Genomic DNA, 17,579 nt, shown 5'->3' on the forward strand with positions numbered 1-17,579 from the left:
ACTTCGTTCCCAAGCTTTGAACCGTTAATTTAATACGTTCAAAGGCTCTGCCTGTGTGCAGGGTAAATGGGATTGGTCTGCCTACTTTTAGGAAACCTTTATTTTACGATATGTGATGTGAAAAAGAGGGGGACTTAGTCTGTCCTCTTTTTTGTTGTGTTTTTTTATTTCAAAGCCACTTCTAAGAATCCGACCATTTCTTGGGCTTCTTTTGCATACCCATTTACTCCGTTGCACAGGTAGGGGCCTGTGCTTTTTTGCATTTAAAATTAATACTGAGGAGAATGTGAAATGAAACTTACAAATAATCAAATAATCGATATTGCCAAGCAAAACGGAATTGATATAAAGCGCGACTCTCTCGTATTCAACGAGTCGGGCTTGGATTTTCTCGTAGTTTTCGCAACTGATATAAATGAGGAAAAGTGGGTGTTACGCTTCCCAAGAAGGAAAGACGTGATGGACTCCACCCAAAAGGAAAAGCAAACATTGGATGTAGTCGGAGATAATCTTTGTGTGCAGGCTCCGAAATGGTTGGTGTACGCAGACCAGTTAATCGCATACAAAAGATTGAATGGTGTACCTGCCGGAACGATTGATCATGCCGCTCAGGCCTACGTGTGGGAACTCGATGAGAAGAATGTTCCTGGCCTCTTCAACCGAACCTTAGCCGAAGCGATGGTTTCCCTGCATCAGATTGATCAGGAAAAGGTAAAGATGGCCGGGTTGCCAGTAGAAACGGCGGATCAGGCAAGGGCCAATATGGCGAAGCGAATGGAAAAAGTGAAAGCGGAGTTCGATGTCCACGAAGAACTGTGGGCAAGATGGCAGGCCTGGGTGACTGAGGATTCCCTTTGGCCAAAGATGACAGGACTTGTCCATGGCGATTTGCATGCAGGACATATCCTGATTGATGAGGATGCCAGAGTGACCGGATTCATCGATTGGACAGAAGCTTCCGTCACAGATACCGCCAATGACTTCGTTTCACACTACCGGACTTTTGGGGAAGAAGCTTTAAAAGAATTAGTGAAACACTATAAAATAGCAGGAGGCTATGTGTGGCCGAATATGGTGCAGCATGTCATCGAGCTTGCAGCAGCCTATCCCATTGCCATTGCAGAGTTTGCAATCAAGTCGGAATTGGATGAATATAAAAAGATGGCGAAGCATGTATTGAGTGTGAACGGATAATGGAGGAGGAAATAAAGTGATGGAAGAAATACCTGATTTAAATATATTTATGATGTGTCCATCCTTAAACCGAGAGGCTCTCACAGAGCTGCCTGAAGGCTTCCATGTTAGAAATTTGAGAAAAGACGAAATGGATATCTGGATGGCCATGCCCTTTGATGACCCTGAAACTGCGAAAGAATACAAACCTTTTATGGAGGATTTCTTCGACACGACGTATGGCTTAAGTGAGGAGCTGTTTTTTGAGAAAACGTTGGTTGTGTGTGATAAATACGGGGAATCTGTTGCCACCTGCCTGCTGTGGAAGGCTTACGGACTGTTTTACACCATTCATTGGTTTAAGGTTCTACCATCTTATGAGGGAAAGGGAATCGGGCGTGCCCTGCTCTCTATCATTATGAAAGACCTGAAGCAGGAGGATTACCCGGTCTACCTTCATACGCAGCCTGGAAGCTACCGGGCGATCAAGCTGTACTCAGACTTCGGATTCGATCTATTGTCTGGTGAGAAATTTGGCAGCAGACCCAATGAGTTGGAGGAATCCTTGCCCTTCCTTGAAAAATATATGCCTAAGAGGGATTTTGAGAAACTGCGAACGACTGAAGCTCCTGAGCATTTTATAGAAACACTCAAGTCTGTTACGACGATACAATTCTAAACGGGGACAGGTCCCGCGTCCCACGGGACACGGGACCTGTCCCCATGTTTATATCAAGCCCACAACATTCAAAAACACGACTACAATCACAACGGGCACCACATATCTCATCAACAAAAACCAAACCGAAAATAAGCCATTCAACCCTTTTGACCCTTGGATAACCTCACTTTTAAGGATATCTTTTTTCATTTTATAAGAAACGAAAATCGAAATGAGTAAGGCGCCTACAGGCATCAGAATGTTACTGACAAGGAAATCGAAGCTATCGAATATCGTCTTCCCGAAGATGGTTGCTTCGCTCAATATACTATAGGACAAGGCTGACGGAATGCCGACAAGGAAGATCCCAAGACCTGTCAACCAGGCCGCTTTGCTTCTGGACCCTCCTTTGCTCTTTGTCAGTGCCGCCACTACAATTTCCAGCATCGAAAAGGCCGAAGTAAGGGTGGCAAAAAGAAACAGTGCAAGAAATAGGAACAGGAATACTTTCCCGAACATGATCTGGTCAAACACAGACGGCAATACGATAAACAACAATCCAGGTCCTTCTGCCGGCTCAAAGCCCAAGGAGAACACTGCCGGGAAAATGGCGAGACCTGCAAGAATGGAGATGAATAGATTCACCCCGACAACCGAAACGGCAGGTTGCACAAGGCTCTCTTTTTTTGATAAGTAGGAGCTATAGGTAACCATCACGGAAACCCCTACACTTAAGGAGAAGAACGACTGTCCCATCGCAAACAGCACGCTTTCTGCCGTTATATTTGAAAAGTCAGGATATAAAAAGAACGAAACACCCTCCATCGCATTGTCGAGGGAAAGCGAGCGTACGATCAACACGATGAATAAAATAAACAATGCAGGCATCATGATTTTATTCATTTTCTCGATGCCGTTTTGCACCCCTTTTGCCACCACGAGAATGGTCAAGAGTAAAAATGCACCTTGTGCAGCAACTGCCGCAATCGGGTTGGACACAGCTTCCGTAAATAGCCCCTCATAACCGCCGGCAAACCTACCCATCATTCCCGTTACCCCATAAAACAAGTATTGGACAATCCAACCGCCAATCACACTGTAGAACGACAACAGGATAAAGCAGGTAAACACGCCAAGATACCCGATCCAATGCCATTTCGAGCCTGGCGCTATTTTCTTGTAGGCAGAAACCGCTTCTTTCCCTGTGCTTCTTCCTACGATAAACTCACCGAGTAATAGGGGAAAACCAATCAACACGGAAAAAAGTAGAAATAATAGAATAAATGCTCCTCCGCCGCTTACACCTGTTACATACGGCAGCTTCCAGATCGCTCCTAGGCCAATCGCAGACCCGGCAGACGCTAAAATAAATCCCAACTTCGATGACCATTGTTCCTCTTGCTGCATCACTAATTCCTCCCCAAATTAAAAAACTATAACACAAAAAAGCCGCACGTTTTCCGAAGGGACGTGATATATTCACGCGGTACCACCCTTCTTGAAAGCATGCGACTTTCCACTCTAAATATAACGGTTAAAAACCGCTTTGCCAATTTGCGTACGCAGGCAAAGTAAAGCTCCAAGATTGAAATTCCTCTTACCTTTGTACCGGTCTTTCACCAAACGCCGGCTCTCTACAACAGGGAGATAAGATTTAATAGATTCTCTTCATAGCTTCATTCCTATATGCTTTTAAAAGTATTAAGTGTGATTATAGTACGCGGGGGTTCATATAGTCAATGAGAAATTTATTGGATGCCATTTCCTGAAAGGGCCCAGATTTTCTATTCCCACCACCAGGACTGGGTTCCATAAGGATATTCCACCCTGCTGTCCATATGGGTAAAGGAACTTTCGCTGTAGATGCCGCTGAATCCGGAGCTCTTTGCAGCGTTCTTGACGGTTGTCGTACTCACCCCGGATACGCTGATGTCTGCCGCAATTCCGTAAGTGTGCTGACTGTTTGATGCACCGCCGACATTGCGGTTGTGAGAAATGCTTCTAAATCCGGAGTTGACATTCATTGGACGATTGCCAAGCTTCACGCGGATCGCTTCCAGCTTGTACATCATGCGACGAACATTTTCTTTCACCGTTGCCGCGGATACGTTTCCCCCATTAAACCCACTTCCGTCTTTAGAATAGAATTCGCTGTAGCTGAAATGCTTCGTACCATTCGATGACTCCAGTTCATTCAACTTCGCTTGTGTCTGCGGACCGACCACCCCATCCGCCGACAAACCATACGCCCGCTGGAACCGGATCACCGCAGCCTTTGTACCAGATCCAAACTGTCCATCCACCGACACGACTGTCTGCTGAGGGGAATCAGCCGCCCATCCTGCTACACGGATTTGCAGTTCCCTCACATCCGCTCCGCTCGACCCTTCACTGAGCGTCCTTGTCCAGCTGTAGGCCGACGCCTCCTCAGCTGAGACTAACGATAACACCATTCCAAGCATCAGGGTAAATGCTAATGCCAATATGCTACGATATGCTTTTTCCATTTCCATCTCTCCCAACTACAATTATTTTTCGAATAGATCCTTCAAAGAAAATGCAGTCTCTAGCACGATTTTTTGTATATTCTTGGAGATGAATAGCTTGATAGTTTAGTAGTCGTCCCTCCTCTATATGGGAATTTCATCAGATTATGTAATTTCCTGTATGTATCTTTATCGTATAAAAATTCACTCTATATGAATACTAGACTTTCGTACTGAAATATCGCGTGGAAGTAGGTCTCCCTACTCAAAACAGATGATAGACCTTAAAAGTCCTCCATTTTGAATTAATTTGTGCGATCGCTTTCTTATTTGTCATCTTTATTGCATTTAATATTATCCAGCTATTGACAGAACATTATATATATATCAAAATGATATATATCAAAAAGATATAGGCGGTGTCATCATGACAAAGGAAAACACGCAGTTTGCCATCCTCGGACTACTCACAACCGGCTGCAATACCGGCTACTCCATCAAACAGATGATGGATGGCAGTTTAACTCACTTCTGGAAAATCAGCTATGGACAAATCTATCCCATTTTAAAAAAACTTGTTGATCAAGGATACGCATCTGTACGTGAAACTCCTCAGGAAGGAAAACCGGATAAGAAGGAATATCAGATTACCGATAGGGGCAGGGACGCACTTGGAAAGTGGCTCGAACATCCTATCAACGAGCTCGAAACAACCAAGAACGAGCTGCTGTTAAAGCTATTCTTCAGCAGACATCAGGGGTCTCAGGTCACAATCGGGCACGTACGGCAATACAAGCAAAAGCTAGAGGAACGCTATAGCATCTACCACACCATCAAAAGCCAAATATCAGCGTGTTACATTGGGCAGGAGGATGCCAAGTACTGGATCATTACATTGAATTATGGATTAGCAACAACCAAAGCCGCCATCGAATGGTGCGGGGAAACAATATCAAAACTCAAGGAGGAGTAGGAATGGGGCACAAACTTTACCCTGGTCGTTATACAGTAGAAAATGGAACGGATATTGTCGTATTCACCATCGGGATGAGGATCAATAAATGGTGGGCCATCCACAAGTGGTTTCCAGTCTTTCTGGCGATGCCAGCCATGATAAAAGAGCTATACACAAATAAAGAACTCGGCTTCCTGTCAATGGAGAGCTTTATCAGTTTCCGTACCATCTTCATGATGCAATACTGGCAATCGGAACAACAACTCTTTGCGTACGCCCGTGGACAAAAGCATCTGAAAGCCTGGAAAGCTTTCAACAAAAAAGTCGGCAACAACGACGCGGTCGGAATCTATCACGAAACCTACCTTGTCCAAAAAGGGCACTACGAATCCATCTACGGAAATATGCCTAAATTCGGCTTGGGGAAAGTGTTCGGAACGGTACCGGTAAATGAAGCAAGGAAAACCGCGGCAAAGCGGCTTAAACATGAAAACTCTAAATAACCTTTTTGGGAACGAATAAGGGGCTCTCCAAGTTTGAATCGTGATTCTATTTGTGAAGTCCTTTTCCTTCAACTTTTCAGAGGGTTTTGGGCTTCATCTACCTTATGAAGCCTTTTCCCTCCCTTGTCCCAATGATTGCTCAGTAGCTAGCATGTATAATCTCCATCAACCGATTCGCATCCTCCGTTGCCACATTCTCCGCAAGCCTCGCCGCTGCCAAAATCGGCGCCCAAGCAAAAATCTCCTCTTTGCCGAGCCCGCTCTTCTCGCAATATAGCTTCACATACATCTCTGCCAGTTCAAGCGAAACCTGTGAGTAAAGCAAATAACTCCGATACACATCCGCCCTGATATCCCCGGAACTTGCATCGATCCAGTCAATGATCGTGATTACGTCATCTGTCTGAATCAGGTTATAAAGATGGAAATCCCCGTGGCAGAGCCTGCTTTCAAAAGCCATCGATCCCAGTTTCTTCAATAATGCTGCCTTCACTTCTTCATCCAGACATCCAACAGATTGAATTTGGCGTGTGAGCTTCTCCTTCATCGTTTCCAACGAATCTATCTTTTTGCTATGTATCTCCCTTTGGATATCAACGGATAGTCCCATAAAATACTCCGTCCGCTTCCTATCTTCCATCACCAGTTGCCCGAGGGTTTTCCCTTTCACATACTCCATTACAAGCGCATGCTTACCCTCTATCCTGGTGACCTCCAATACCTTTGGCACCCTGAGCCCCAAGTCATAGGCGAGCCGCTGCTTATTCGCCTCATACATCGGGGCTGACGCAGGCAGGTGGTCGCGGAAAATTTTAATCGCTTTGTTTTCCTGAAGGTAGATGGCGGCGGTGTTACCGGTGGCGATTGGTTTATCATTGATCATGAAAATTGGCTCCTTCTTTATTTAGTCGAAAGTCAGTTCAACTCCGCATTTACCAAATAATGAAACCCCGCCTGATAGTCATAAAGGCAGGGTTTTTGTAAAAAGTTTAAAGGCCGTATTACATTACGCTCTCTTTCAGCTTCTCTAAAATGCTTTCAGAAACTATGTTCCATAGAGAGGGATCATTTACATACGACTCTTTTAGTTGTTTAAAAACTACAGATTGCTTCTCTTTAAAGTCAGGTGCATCTGCAGGTGGAAGGGTAGCTTTGACTTGATCGACCATTTCCTGCAGGGCCGCTGCTCTTGGTCCCCAGACCGCAACCTCTTTTCCCTCTTGATCGATGAATATAAAGATCGGAATCGAACGGGCTGTTCCATTCGTCAGATACTGATCCATCAGCTCGAGATTCTGATCCCTCAGGATAAACCGGACATCCATATCGGCAGCATCGGCTATTTTCATCAGGATCGGATTATTCAAAAGCGCATCGCCGCACCAGTCCTCCGTCAAAACGATGACTCTAAGTTGTTTGCCTTTTAAAAACTCGACCTTTTCTTCAACAAGGGAAAACTTATTAAAGATAGATTCCATTTCTTCTTTGTTCACTGCCATCCCCTCTACATATTGTCCATACGTAAGCCCACTATCAAACCAGTCATTCAAATTCATTCCCAGCACCTCACTTCATTTAGTACTACTACCGTATCAGATATGGAAAAATTTCAGCTAGTAAAATGCTCTAACGGAGCAAAAAAAATTGGGACAGTTACATAACCGCCCTAACTTTTTCATCCTCTATGCTTTTAATTCCTCCGCTAAAGGCTTGCCCGCCTCCATCAATATGCGGTTCCTACCTAATAGAATCGCAAGTATTATGATCAATACTCCAGTTCCGATTAATAGCCATTCTATCGCGATAAAATCAGCCATCGGACCGAATATCAGCATTCCAAGCGGCATCATTGAAGTGGAAATCATCCCAAATACGCCAAATACTCTGCCCATATAATCCTCTTCCACTTTCTCTTGCAGCAAGACAGTCGCAGGTGTATTGAATATAGGCACGGCAAGACCGAATATCGTCATGAGGCCTAAGTAAAACCAGAACTGCGGAACAACGCCGAGTGCAAACGTACAGACACCCATGATGATGCTCGCAAGTCCCATCGTTTTCACTTTATTTGAAAACCCGCCCCAAGATGCAATGACCGCTCCCCCTACCATCATGCCAATGGAAAAGGCAATTTCAATTGCAGTAAGCCGCCACACGTCCTCACCAAAGCTGCGTGTTACTTGTAATGGTGTCAAAAAGGCTGCTGGCGCCATCAAAACAAAGAACACCGCAAAGAAGAGGAAAAACTGCTTCAGAAAGGCATTTTGGTTCACATATTGTAATCCTTGCTTGAAATCACTGAAGTAGCTGGTTGTTTGTTTTACAGATGCCTTTTCATGAACGGCGATCTTCAAAAAGGTGAACAGTGTAAAGATTGCAATAACTGCTGTTATGACATCGATAAAGAAAATAACCTCAATCGAAGTCAACGCCAAGAGTGCTGCACTGACCATCGGAGAGACGAACATGATAATTGCGTGAATACTGCCATTTATCCCGTTTATCTTCGTCAGTTTATCCTTTGGTACAATTTGCGGTAAAATAGCGCCAACAGCCGGTGTCTGAATTCCTGTTCCAAAGGCCCGAACCGCCGCCATCACAAAAAGCAGCCAGATCGAATCAAAGCCCATCAAAAAGAGAATGGCAAGAATCAGCGTGGCAATGGCTATGAGACTGTCCGCAAGGATGATCAGCATTTTTCGGTTATAACGATCTGCCCACACCCCCGCAACAGGCGATAAAATAAAGGACGGGATAAAGCCACAAATGATGAATAACGTCATCATCAAACCCGAACCAGTTGTGAGCGTTATGTACCACATAATGGCATATTGAACCAGGGACGAGCCAAAAAGGGAAATTGTCTGACTACTAAGAAACAGGATGATGTTCCTCAGCCAATTCTCCTCAAGATTGTTCTTTACTTCAGTCACAGCTTACCACTCATTTCTACAAATAATAGTTGCTCCATCTACATTATAAACATCGCATCGCCTGTTCACACTTGTTTTTATCACTGAATTAAAGAAAGAGTAAACTCCTCGATTAAATCCTTTAATGCAGGCCGCACATTGCCATCCCGTCCCACCACAGACTCTGCTGTAACAAGTGAATTCAAAATTGCCTCTTCCGTCGCTTCCCCCACTGCCCTGAAGGCAAGATCGATATCCTCTTCATGAATCATCGGCAATGATAGGCGGTGCTCCGGTTTTTCATGGGGGATCCTGGTTGCAGTCGAGAAGCCTATGACAACTTCGCCACTTCCGGTTGTAATGATGGAACCTGTCCTTGATAACCCGGTGACAGACCGCTTGATGATCCGATTCAGCTGCCTTTCCGATACTGGGAGGTCGGTTGCAACGATTATCATGATGGAGCCTTCATCCTTATCCTTGTAAGACTGTTCCATTGCATCTGCCAACTCTTGGCCGACTGCCTTGCCATTAATCCTGAGATCCTCCAATATCCCAAAATTCGTTAACACTAGAACACCCATTGTGTACTTTCCATGCTTCATTTCCATGATCCGGGATGCAGAACCGATGCCCCCTTTCATGGAGTAGCAGAGCATGCCTGTCCCAGCACCTGCCGCTCCCTCCTTAAATTCCGTTGAGGCATGTTCAAGTGCTTGAAGAACATGCCCCGGCTTCACGAACTTTTCCCTTATATCATTCAAAAACATATCGTTGCATTCCCCGACGATTGGATTGACGGTTCCGGTAGTCCGGCCGATTTCCGGGTTTCGCTCCAGCGTGTAGTCGATCAACGCATCTGCTGCTGTCCCGACATTTAATGTATTGGTCAGAATAATCGGTGTTTCCAATGTACCCAGCTCCGCCATCTGAATCGTCCCCATCGTTTTTCCGAATCCGTTTATCACATGGCTTGCGGCAATCAGCTTTTCTTTATAGATGTTTCCTTGGTGCGGCAAAATGGCGGTCACTCCAGTTTGCATCTTTCCATCGCTCAGGGTCACATGACCGACTGTGACTCCTTCTACATCTGTAATGGCGTTATTGTGCCCTGTGTCCATTCTTCCGATTTTGACTCCGTAATCCCGAATTCTTTTTTGGTTGAGCATGGAATCTCTCCTGTTAGCTTTAAATTTTCCCTCTTATTTTAAATGGCTGTCCACAAACTCCAAAATAGCAAGGTATCCCGTAATACGGTTTTCTTTTTTAGAAAATCCATGGCCCTCGTCCGGGAAAACGACGTACTCAACCGGAATATTATTTTTCCGCAATTCCTCGACCATATCATCCGATTCCACCTGCAGAACTCGTGGATCGTTAGCCCCTTGGAGAACGATGACTGGCTTGTTAATCCGATTTGCGTGAAAAACAGGGGATATGCTTCGGATATACTCTACATCTTCGTATGGATTGCCGAGCTTCTGGTACAGGGCATCTCTCATGGATTCCCACCAGGCAGGAATGCTCTTCAATGTGCGTTCCCAGTTGGTCACTCCAAAAATATCGACCCCTACCTTGAACTCCTCTGGACGGAATGCCAAAGCCGCCAGCACCATGTAGCCACCATAGCTTCCGCCCATAATACCGATTTTATCGTGATCGATCCATTCCAGTGTTTTCAGATAATTTTTCCCTTCCACACAATCTGCCAGATCCACTTCTCCATGTTTCAGGTCGGCCGCTTTGAAAAAGGTTTTGCCATAGCCGGAGCTTCCGCGGTTATTGACTGCCAAAATGGCAAAGCCGTGGTTAACCAAATATTGCAGCAGCGGATTATAGTCGACAGTTGATTGCCCGCCTGGACCTCCATGCACCCATACAAGGGCTGGCACCTTTTCAACCGAGGCTTGGTGCGGTCGATACAGAATGGCTGGAATCTCGAGATTATCAAAGGATGGAAACCGGACAATCTCCGCTTTTACCAAGTCTTCCTCCTGCACATCCGGATGGAGGGTATCCGTCAATTTCGTCACCTTTTTTCCAACCACTTCATAGACATATATATTCGTTGGAGCCGTAGAGCTATTAATCGAAAGACTGATCAGCCTTTCATCCCCAGAAACCGTCACTTCGGATATTTGCCCTTCCGGTAAGCCTTCCATGTCGAGTACTTCCCCACTTTGGGCCTCCACCACCTTTACTTCCGTCTTTGAATCATTGTTGATGGAATAAACAAGAAAACGGCTGTTTTTGGAGAAAAACGCACGCTCAATATCCCACGGTTCACTGGCGACCAGCTCAGTTATACCTGTCGCAAACTCCATCTTTTTCAACTCGAGGAACTCCGAACTTTCATCGGTCAGGAAATACAGATAAGTGGATGTTTCATCAAAGGTCTTCGGGCTGTATTTTATGTCCCCCTCATGATCACTAAGAAGTTTCATTTCATCGGATTTTCGATTATACACATACATATTGGAATTGTTGGCATTGGAAACCTTCTGAAAAGCGATATGAATTTTATCCTTTGAGATTGCTCCAAAATTATAGCCATCGTTGTTTTCAAAAAGTAAATTAGATTGATAGGTTTCTATATCCATGTCATACACATCCATGAACATGGGATCCCGTTTATTGGAACCATAGAAAAAACTTTTCCCGTCATTGGCCCATCCATAAAATTCCGCACGTTCCTGTTCTCCTGTAGTCAGTTCCTTCGCAGAACCATCCTCTTCCCTGACAAAAATATGTAAGATCTCATTTCCTCCCTTATCCTGCAGATAAAGGAATCGATTGTCATTCGGAAAATAAGAGATGGCATCTACTGCATCGTCGACTGAATCGGTCAGCATCGTTGGATTCCCACCGGATATCGGGACAGCATACGCATTAAACACCCCACTTTTATCACTGGAATACAATACATGACTACCATCATATGAGATGGAATTATGGTAGATCGCCTCTGAATTCAATAACTCCTCAACCCGATATTGCTTCACATTTCTGTTTACTGTAGACATTTTCATACCCTCCATTCATTTAGTCTTTCTATATATTCGTCACGGATTTAGAAAATACTTCTAAATATATGAAATCCTTTATTATATTTTCCTAAAATACTGAAATGTCTAAAAAATAATATTTTATTTCGCCTCACGAAATGCTATGATAGATTCATAGTTTTCAAATATGGAGGTATGTAAAAATGACGAAACGTCCTATTACAGCAGAAGACCTATGTAAATTCAAGTTTGTCGGCGACCCGAAAGTATCCCCCGGCAAGGACAAGGTGGCCTATGTCCTGACTCAGGTTGATAAGGAGAAGGATGGCTATTATTCTTCCATCTTTATTTCAGATTTAAAAGGCGAAGGCAGACAGTTCACTTCACATTATTCCAAGGATAGCCTAGTAAAAGATGTGGCTCCGAAGTGGTCACCGGATGGAAAAGCGATTGCCTTCCGCTCCAACCGTACAGGTAAGAATCAGGTTTGGCTTTTACATACGGACGGCGGCGAAGCGGTTCAGCTGACAGACGTCAAGCAGGGAATCGGGGAATTTGTCTGGTCTCCGGACGGAAAGCAGCTTGCCCTGACCATCAGCGGCGAGCTGAAGCTATCAACCGATAAGGAAGAGAAAAAAGAAGAACAAAGCGACGTGAAGGTGATTACAAGACTTCGCTATAAAGGGGACGGAGTTGGAATCTATAATGAGGACCGCAAGCATGTGTATCTTTTTGATATCGATGCGAAGTCCTATACAAAGGTTACAGATGGCGAGCATGACTTTGGCCAGCCTCGGTTCACTCCGGATGGGAAAAACCTGTTCTATATCGGAACAAAGGCAGAGGACAAAGAATGGGGCTACCTACCTGCCATCTGGAAGTACGATATTGAAGCAAAAGATGAGTCCCTATTTTATCAGGCAAACGGCTACGTGATGGCGCCTTCCGTATCTCCAGACGGCAGATGGCTGGCAGTGGCAGGTCATGACCGCGGCGAAAGAAGCCAGGGGAATGCGAATGTTCTTCTGATTTCAGTAGAATCCGGTGCCGTCAAAAACCTGACGGAAAGCTTCGATTACACAGTCGGAAATCTTGTTGGGGTCGATGCAAAGTATGACACGGCCGAGCCAAGATTGGTCTGGGATTCCAATAATTCAAACATCTACTTCCATGCCACTGTCGGCGGGGATTGCCAATTGTTCAAGGTAAGCATCGAAGGAGAAGTTTCAAAAGCCCTCTCCCCTGCTGATGGAGTGGTCACTTCCTACGATATCGTGAATGACGATCAGGCAGTATTGGTTCTTGCTACCCCTCACTCCACAGGTGACCTGGTGGTTCAGGACCTGAATGATGTGTCAAATGTAGAGAAGTTAACGGATTGGAACGAAGCGCTCTATAGTGAGATTCATTTAAGCACTCCAGAAAACTTCAAATATCCAAGCACAGATGGCAAGGAAATCGAAGGCTGGGTGTTAAAGCCTTATGGATTTGAAGAAGGCAAGAAATATCCGATGATCCTTCAGATTCACGGTGGACCGGCAACCGCCTATGGAAATGGCCTGCACCATGAAATGCAGCTGATGGCTTCAAAAGGATATGTCGTCCTTTACACAAATCCACGAGGCAGCCATGGCTATGGCCACGACTTCGTGAACGCTGTCATCGGGGATTACGGCGGCATGGATTATGAGGATATCATGGCAGGAGCAGACTACGCCCTGGCAAACTTCAACTACATTGATCACGAGCAGCAATTCGTGACAGGCGGAAGCTACGGCGGCTATATGACCAACGTCATCGTCACCCGCACCGACCGTTTCAAAGCAGCCGTCACCCAGCGCAGCATCTGCAACTGGCACAGCTTCTACGGAACAAGCGACATCGGCTTCTTCTTCACCGAATGGCAGCACGGACATGCGGATCTATGGGAGGACGCAGTAAAACTGCTCGAAATCTCCCCTCTTCACCATGCACGTAATGTCAAAACGCCGACTCTGATCCTGCACAGCGAACAGGACCTACGTTGCCCGATGGAACAGGCGGAGCAATGGTATATCGCCTTGAAACGTCTAGGTGTGGAAACGAAGCTCGTTCGCTTCCCGGATGAGAATCATGATTTGTCACGTTCCGGTAAGCCGAAGCACCGCTTGGAGCGCTTGCAGCATTTGATCGGGTGGTTTGATGATAGACTGGTTCAACAAGAGGGTTCGATTAAAGAGGCAGTTGGTTCTGCGGAATAAGGTTCGGTTGGGCGGTTTTATTGCTTTCGAAGCAGTAGACCCGGCCACCACTTTGTTCGGAGTAGCTCTGAATTTGATTTGCTAGAAAAAACGAGCCAATTGGTAGAATAACTGAGGTGCTTGGTAGAATAATTGGACTGTTTGGTAGAATAAATGACGAATTTAGTAGAATTACAGTATACCCCCCAGACTTACACCTAGGTATTCAAGGGCATTCTAACAATTTTGTCCATCATTCTAACAGATAAGCTGAACATTCTAACACAATCCGGAATCATTCTAACAACTTGGCCCAACATTCTAACAAATTTCACAATCATTCTAACAACCTCCATTTTACCAGCCTATCCAGGCACAACAGCTTCTCCACTGAGGGCAAAAAAGTTAAAGATCCCTGCAAAAATACGCTATAAAAACGAGAGAGATTGGGAGAAATTGATACCCAATCTCTTTTTAATCAAAAATTGAAAAGGATTGATTGGATGAAAACCGCTAGAAACCCAGAAACCATTCACCCACCGGTCGGCTCCTATGTCCACCAAATGGAAGTGACCGGACCAACCAGATGGCTGACCTTATCCGGTCAAATCGGCATGACCCTGGATGGATCCGTCCCGGAAGAGCCATTGGAGCAATTGGAATTGGCATTGGACAATATAAAAAGGAATCTTGAGGCCGCCGATATGGGAATTCAAGATCTGACTAAACTGGTCTTTTACCTGGCAGGAGAATTTGACACGGACAAAAGAAGAAAAATAGTCAAAGACTTTCTTGGCGACCACATTCCTTGTACGACATTGCTGTATGTCGTCGCACTTGCAGCTCCGACACTTAAAGTTGAAATTGATGCGTGGGCATGCCAGGAGATCGATTAATGTAGCAAAAAGGTTCCTGCACCAAACGGAGTGCGGGAACCTTTTTGCCTATCTTAATCCTTCTCTCTAGCCAATTGCGTGTCCCGGATATTCTTCTGGATCGTGATCGCAGCAAATAAACTCAGCACAAACGCCATCGCATAAAACCCTTTTTCACTCAAAATAATACTTCCCGCATTATATAATCCGATCGCCATCAAGGAAATAGAGATAATAACTGCAAGCCAGCTAAGGCCGTAATAGATACCGGTTACAGCAATCCCTTCCTCTTTATCCCTCACTGCTTTTTGCAGGGATACGGCTGCATAGAGTCCGAATACCAATACAGCGAAGTAGTACCCTTTCTCATTCAGCTCCATGGTGGCATTGAACAGCCCGATCAGATAAGCAGAAACACCTACCGCTAGTGCCGCCCAACTGGCCCCCTTAAAGGCCGCAGTCGGCTCCCCTTCTTTTCTTTCCACCTTCACCCTAGCTGCCTTTTCATCTCTTTTCACTAATGGGTTTTCCTCCATTTGACTCTCCCCTTTATTGTCAATACATTCAGATTTATTATAACATTTTTACATCGTTGGAATATAAAGTATATTTTGCAACCAAACAAGGGGACGGCCCTCTGCTTCGGAAGCAGAGAATCGTCCCCTTGTTTGTCAGTCTTTATGAAAAGTCCTTTCATGGTTCAGGAGCCATTCTTTTCTCCATAATCCACCTGCATAGCCTGTTAATGTTCCGTTTGAGCCGATAATTCGATGACAAGGGATCACGATGCTTAACCTGTTTCTACCGTTTGCACTTCCGACAGCTCTGATGGCTTTTTCATTGCCGATTGAAACAGCAATATCTTTATAGGATCCTGTTTTGGCGTAGGGTATTCCTATTAATGCGTTCCACACTGTTTTTTGAAAGGCTGTTCCCTCAAATTTGTAGGGGAATGTAAATTCACTCCGCTCCCCTTTAAAATACTCATCAAGCTGATTACTGCAAAGCGCTAAAACCTTTGGTGTGTCCTCTTGAATAGGATTTACTTTTCTATCCCGCTCGTCAAACATGATCGAACAGATAACTTCTTCTGTTCCCGTTATTTCAAGAACCCCAATCGGTGATTCGTAATCTATTGTATGTAGCCTGTTACTCATATAAGGACCTCCATAGATAAAAGGTGGCATACGCTTGCCATCCTGCCCAATTTGTTGACATCTCCTCTATTTCCTCCATTGTCGGTTTACGTTCAAGCCCCAATTGATGCTTTATTGCCTGATGAAGACCGACATCCGCTATCGGAAATGCAGCGGGATGGTGTAAGCATTTCATCATCACATAATCCGCCGTCCAAGCTCCAACACCCCTGATTGCCATTAATGATTTCTTCACGTGCTGATAATCTTGTTGCAGCAAAGCTTCTTTCGTTATTTGGCCGCTTGACATAGCTTTAGCAACTCCCGTAATATATTCCGCTTTCCTTGAGGTAAACTGGAGTTTTCTTAAATCCTCTATTTCTATATGTGCTATTGTTTCAAATTCAGGGAATAACCAGTAGGTGTTTCCTTCAAAAGTGAGACATTCTCCGAAGTGTTCAACAAATCGTTTTTTTAGCGTATAAGCAAATGCTAAATTGATTTGCTGCCCAATAATAGCCCAAGTCAGCGCTTCAAATAAATCCGGAATACAAATAATCCTTAAGCCGCGATATTTTTGGACGATTTTCTGTAAAACCTTATCTTTATCAGTCATTTCATAAAAGCTTCCCAACTCTTGATTCATATCAAAGTATTCCCATACATAGGAAGCGGCTCTTTCACGTACACCTGGATCTGGGCTACTGCTTGGGAATTCTACTCGAATGGAGTCTTTGGTTTCCCCAATTTCCAACAATACCGATTCGCCATCTATTTTTATCAGTTTATAAAAATAACCATCTCTTATTTGATGCAATACTTCTTGCTCAGACCGTCCTAAAAACACGAGACACTCTTTAAAATTGAAATCCATCGGTGGATAAATTTCAATGGATGAGCCATTGTCAATCCAATTCATTGCTGCATCTCTTTTCTTATCAGGGAGCGATATTCACTGGGCGAACAATTTTGCAAACGACGAAACACTTTATAAAAATTGGAAGGGGTTTGAAATCCAACCTCATAGCAGATCTCAAGATTTGTTTGATCTGTGTTTTTTAGAAGATGAGCCGCTTTATCAATCCTGATTTTCTCCAGATAGGAACGAGGAGTTTCGGAAGTTGCCTGTTTAAATTGCCGTTCAAGATAATAGGCACTTACACCTGCGTGTTCTGCAATATCCTGTAATTCCAGCTTTTGTTTATATTGATTAACCAAAAAGGAAATGACCTTTCTGACAAGTTCAATATGTGGAGAATGATCAGATTTTGGCTGGCATCTTTTGCAGGCACGAAAGCCGGCCTTTTCCACTTCATTGATGTCATGATAGAATTCCACGTTTATTTTCTTCGGCTTCCTCGATCTACAGGAAGGACGGCAGTAGATTTTGGTTGTTTTCACTGCCGTAAAAAAGAGCCCATCATATTTACTGTCACAGGCAATAATTTTCTCCCACATTTCTTCAAAAGAAAGATTTATACTAGCCGCCATCCTGTTCCCCATCCTTCCTGGTTTAGTTCTTGCTATTGCTTTTAGCTCTCCTTCTTATATTTTATTTTAACAAGTAACGAATAGCCACTTCGACCTCATTCTTGCTCTTATGGTCTGGAGAAGAAACAAGGGGACGGTTCTCTGCTTCGGAAGCAGAGAACCG

17 protein-coding genes and 1 other annotated feature are annotated in these 17,579 nt (G+C 44.5%); of the genes, 6 read left to right on the forward strand and 11 right to left on the reverse strand.

Annotated features, from left to right (window positions below; all coding sequences use genetic code 11):
• The first annotated feature begins 291 nt into the window (after positions 1 to 291).
• Together ACFVAD_RS11830 and ACFVAD_RS11835 are read left to right on the forward strand one after the other, a co-directional pair.
• Positions 292 to 1,194, forward strand: coding sequence for a macrolide 2'-phosphotransferase (locus tag ACFVAD_RS11830; protein WP_386639916.1), 903 nt, complete (start codon positions 292 to 294; stop codon positions 1,192 to 1,194).
• A gap of 19 nt (positions 1,195 to 1,213) precedes the next feature.
• Positions 1,214 to 1,852: a GNAT family N-acetyltransferase gene (locus ACFVAD_RS11835; protein WP_386640301.1), complete on the forward strand. Its 639-nt coding sequence runs from the start codon at positions 1,214 to 1,216 to the stop codon at positions 1,850 to 1,852.
• Between the two features lie 48 nt (positions 1,853 to 1,900).
• Here the strand turns inward: ACFVAD_RS11835 and ACFVAD_RS11840 are convergent, their stop codons facing one another.
• Positions 1,901 to 3,241, reverse strand: coding sequence for a sodium-dependent transporter (locus ACFVAD_RS11840; protein ID WP_386639918.1), 1,341 nt, complete (start codon positions 3,239 to 3,241; stop codon positions 1,901 to 1,903).
• A 54-nt stretch (positions 3,242 to 3,295) separates the two neighbouring features.
• Positions 3,296 to 3,515: a binding site (T-box leader), on the reverse strand.
• 103 nt (positions 3,516 to 3,618) lie between these two features.
• Positions 3,619 to 4,341, reverse strand: a complete 723-nt coding sequence (locus ACFVAD_RS11845; RefSeq protein ID WP_386639921.1) for a D-Ala-D-Ala carboxypeptidase family metallohydrolase — start codon at positions 4,339 to 4,341, stop codon at positions 3,619 to 3,621.
• A gap of 406 nt (positions 4,342 to 4,747) precedes the next feature.
• On the opposite strand from ACFVAD_RS11845, the gene ACFVAD_RS11850 reads away from it, so the two are divergent.
• Both ACFVAD_RS11850 and ACFVAD_RS11855 read left to right on the forward strand, forming a co-directional pair.
• A complete protein-coding gene (locus tag ACFVAD_RS11850; protein ID WP_386639924.1) occupies positions 4,748 to 5,293 on the forward strand; it encodes a PadR family transcriptional regulator in 546 nt (181 codons plus the stop codon).
• A 2-nt stretch (positions 5,294 to 5,295) separates the two neighbouring features.
• Positions 5,296 to 5,778 (forward strand): DUF4188 domain-containing protein, encoded by a 483-nt coding sequence (locus tag ACFVAD_RS11855; protein WP_386639927.1) that lies wholly within the window; start codon positions 5,296 to 5,298, stop codon positions 5,776 to 5,778.
• Positions 5,779 to 5,917: 139 nt separating this feature from the next.
• Here the strand turns inward: ACFVAD_RS11855 and ACFVAD_RS11860 are convergent, their stop codons facing one another.
• The 5 genes from ACFVAD_RS11860 to ACFVAD_RS11880 all read right to left on the reverse strand — a co-directional run bounded on the left by ACFVAD_RS11860 (position 5,918) and on the right by ACFVAD_RS11880 (position 11,713).
• Positions 5,918 to 6,661, reverse strand: a complete 744-nt coding sequence (locus ACFVAD_RS11860; RefSeq protein ID WP_386639930.1) for a phosphotransferase family protein — start codon at positions 6,659 to 6,661, stop codon at positions 5,918 to 5,920.
• Positions 6,662 to 6,779: 118 nt separating this feature from the next.
• A complete protein-coding gene (locus tag ACFVAD_RS11865) occupies positions 6,780 to 7,334 on the reverse strand; it encodes a thioredoxin family protein (protein ID WP_386639933.1) in 555 nt (184 codons plus the stop codon).
• A gap of 126 nt (positions 7,335 to 7,460) precedes the next feature.
• Positions 7,461 to 8,711: an MFS transporter gene (locus ACFVAD_RS11870; RefSeq protein ID WP_386639936.1), complete on the reverse strand. Its 1,251-nt coding sequence runs from the start codon at positions 8,709 to 8,711 to the stop codon at positions 7,461 to 7,463.
• Between the two features lie 80 nt (positions 8,712 to 8,791).
• Positions 8,792 to 9,859, reverse strand: a complete 1,068-nt coding sequence (locus tag ACFVAD_RS11875) for a DmpA family aminopeptidase (protein WP_386639939.1) — start codon at positions 9,857 to 9,859, stop codon at positions 8,792 to 8,794.
• Between the two features lie 33 nt (positions 9,860 to 9,892).
• Positions 9,893 to 11,713, reverse strand: coding sequence for a S9 family peptidase (locus ACFVAD_RS11880; RefSeq protein ID WP_386639942.1), 1,821 nt, complete (start codon positions 11,711 to 11,713; stop codon positions 9,893 to 9,895).
• A 185-nt stretch (positions 11,714 to 11,898) separates the two neighbouring features.
• On the opposite strand from ACFVAD_RS11880, the gene ACFVAD_RS11885 reads away from it, so the two are divergent.
• Both ACFVAD_RS11885 and ACFVAD_RS11890 read left to right on the forward strand, forming a co-directional pair.
• Positions 11,899 to 13,935 carry a S9 family peptidase gene (locus tag ACFVAD_RS11885; protein ID WP_386639945.1) on the forward strand — a complete coding sequence of 679 codons (2,037 nt, stop codon included), beginning with the start codon at positions 11,899 to 11,901 and terminating at the stop codon, positions 13,933 to 13,935.
• Between the two features lie 482 nt (positions 13,936 to 14,417).
• Positions 14,418 to 14,810 carry a RidA family protein gene (locus ACFVAD_RS11890; protein WP_386639948.1) on the forward strand — a complete coding sequence of 131 codons (393 nt, stop codon included), beginning with the start codon at positions 14,418 to 14,420 and terminating at the stop codon, positions 14,808 to 14,810.
• 53 nt (positions 14,811 to 14,863) lie between these two features.
• Here ACFVAD_RS11890 and yiaA read toward each other — a convergent pair whose 3' ends face one another.
• From yiaA to ACFVAD_RS11910, 4 genes are all read right to left on the reverse strand, one after another.
• Positions 14,864 to 15,325 carry an inner membrane protein YiaA gene (gene yiaA, locus ACFVAD_RS11895; protein WP_386639951.1) on the reverse strand — a complete coding sequence of 154 codons (462 nt, stop codon included), beginning with the start codon at positions 15,323 to 15,325 and terminating at the stop codon, positions 14,864 to 14,866.
• Positions 15,326 to 15,460: 135 nt separating this feature from the next.
• The gene (locus ACFVAD_RS11900; protein ID WP_386639953.1) at positions 15,461 to 15,946 is read right to left on the reverse strand and encodes a methylated-DNA--[protein]-cysteine S-methyltransferase; all 486 of its coding nucleotides are present in this window, start codon (positions 15,944 to 15,946) and stop codon (positions 15,461 to 15,463) included.
• Positions 15,939 to 16,844, reverse strand: a complete 906-nt coding sequence (locus ACFVAD_RS11905; protein WP_386639956.1) for a DNA-3-methyladenine glycosylase family protein — start codon at positions 16,842 to 16,844, stop codon at positions 15,939 to 15,941. Before ACFVAD_RS11905 ends, ACFVAD_RS11900 begins: the two co-directional genes overlap by 8 nt.
• Complete coding sequence (locus ACFVAD_RS11910) at positions 16,841 to 17,416, reverse strand: bifunctional transcriptional activator/DNA repair enzyme AdaA (RefSeq protein WP_386639959.1); 576 nt, start codon at positions 17,414 to 17,416, stop codon at positions 16,841 to 16,843. Before ACFVAD_RS11910 ends, ACFVAD_RS11905 begins: the two co-directional genes overlap by 4 nt.
• Positions 17,417 to 17,579: the final 163 nt, after the last annotated feature.

Origin of the sequence: Sutcliffiella sp. NPDC057660 (assembly GCF_042800035.1) — a bacterium.
Taxonomy (GTDB): domain Bacteria; phylum Bacillota; class Bacilli; order Bacillales; family Bacillaceae_I; genus Sutcliffiella_A.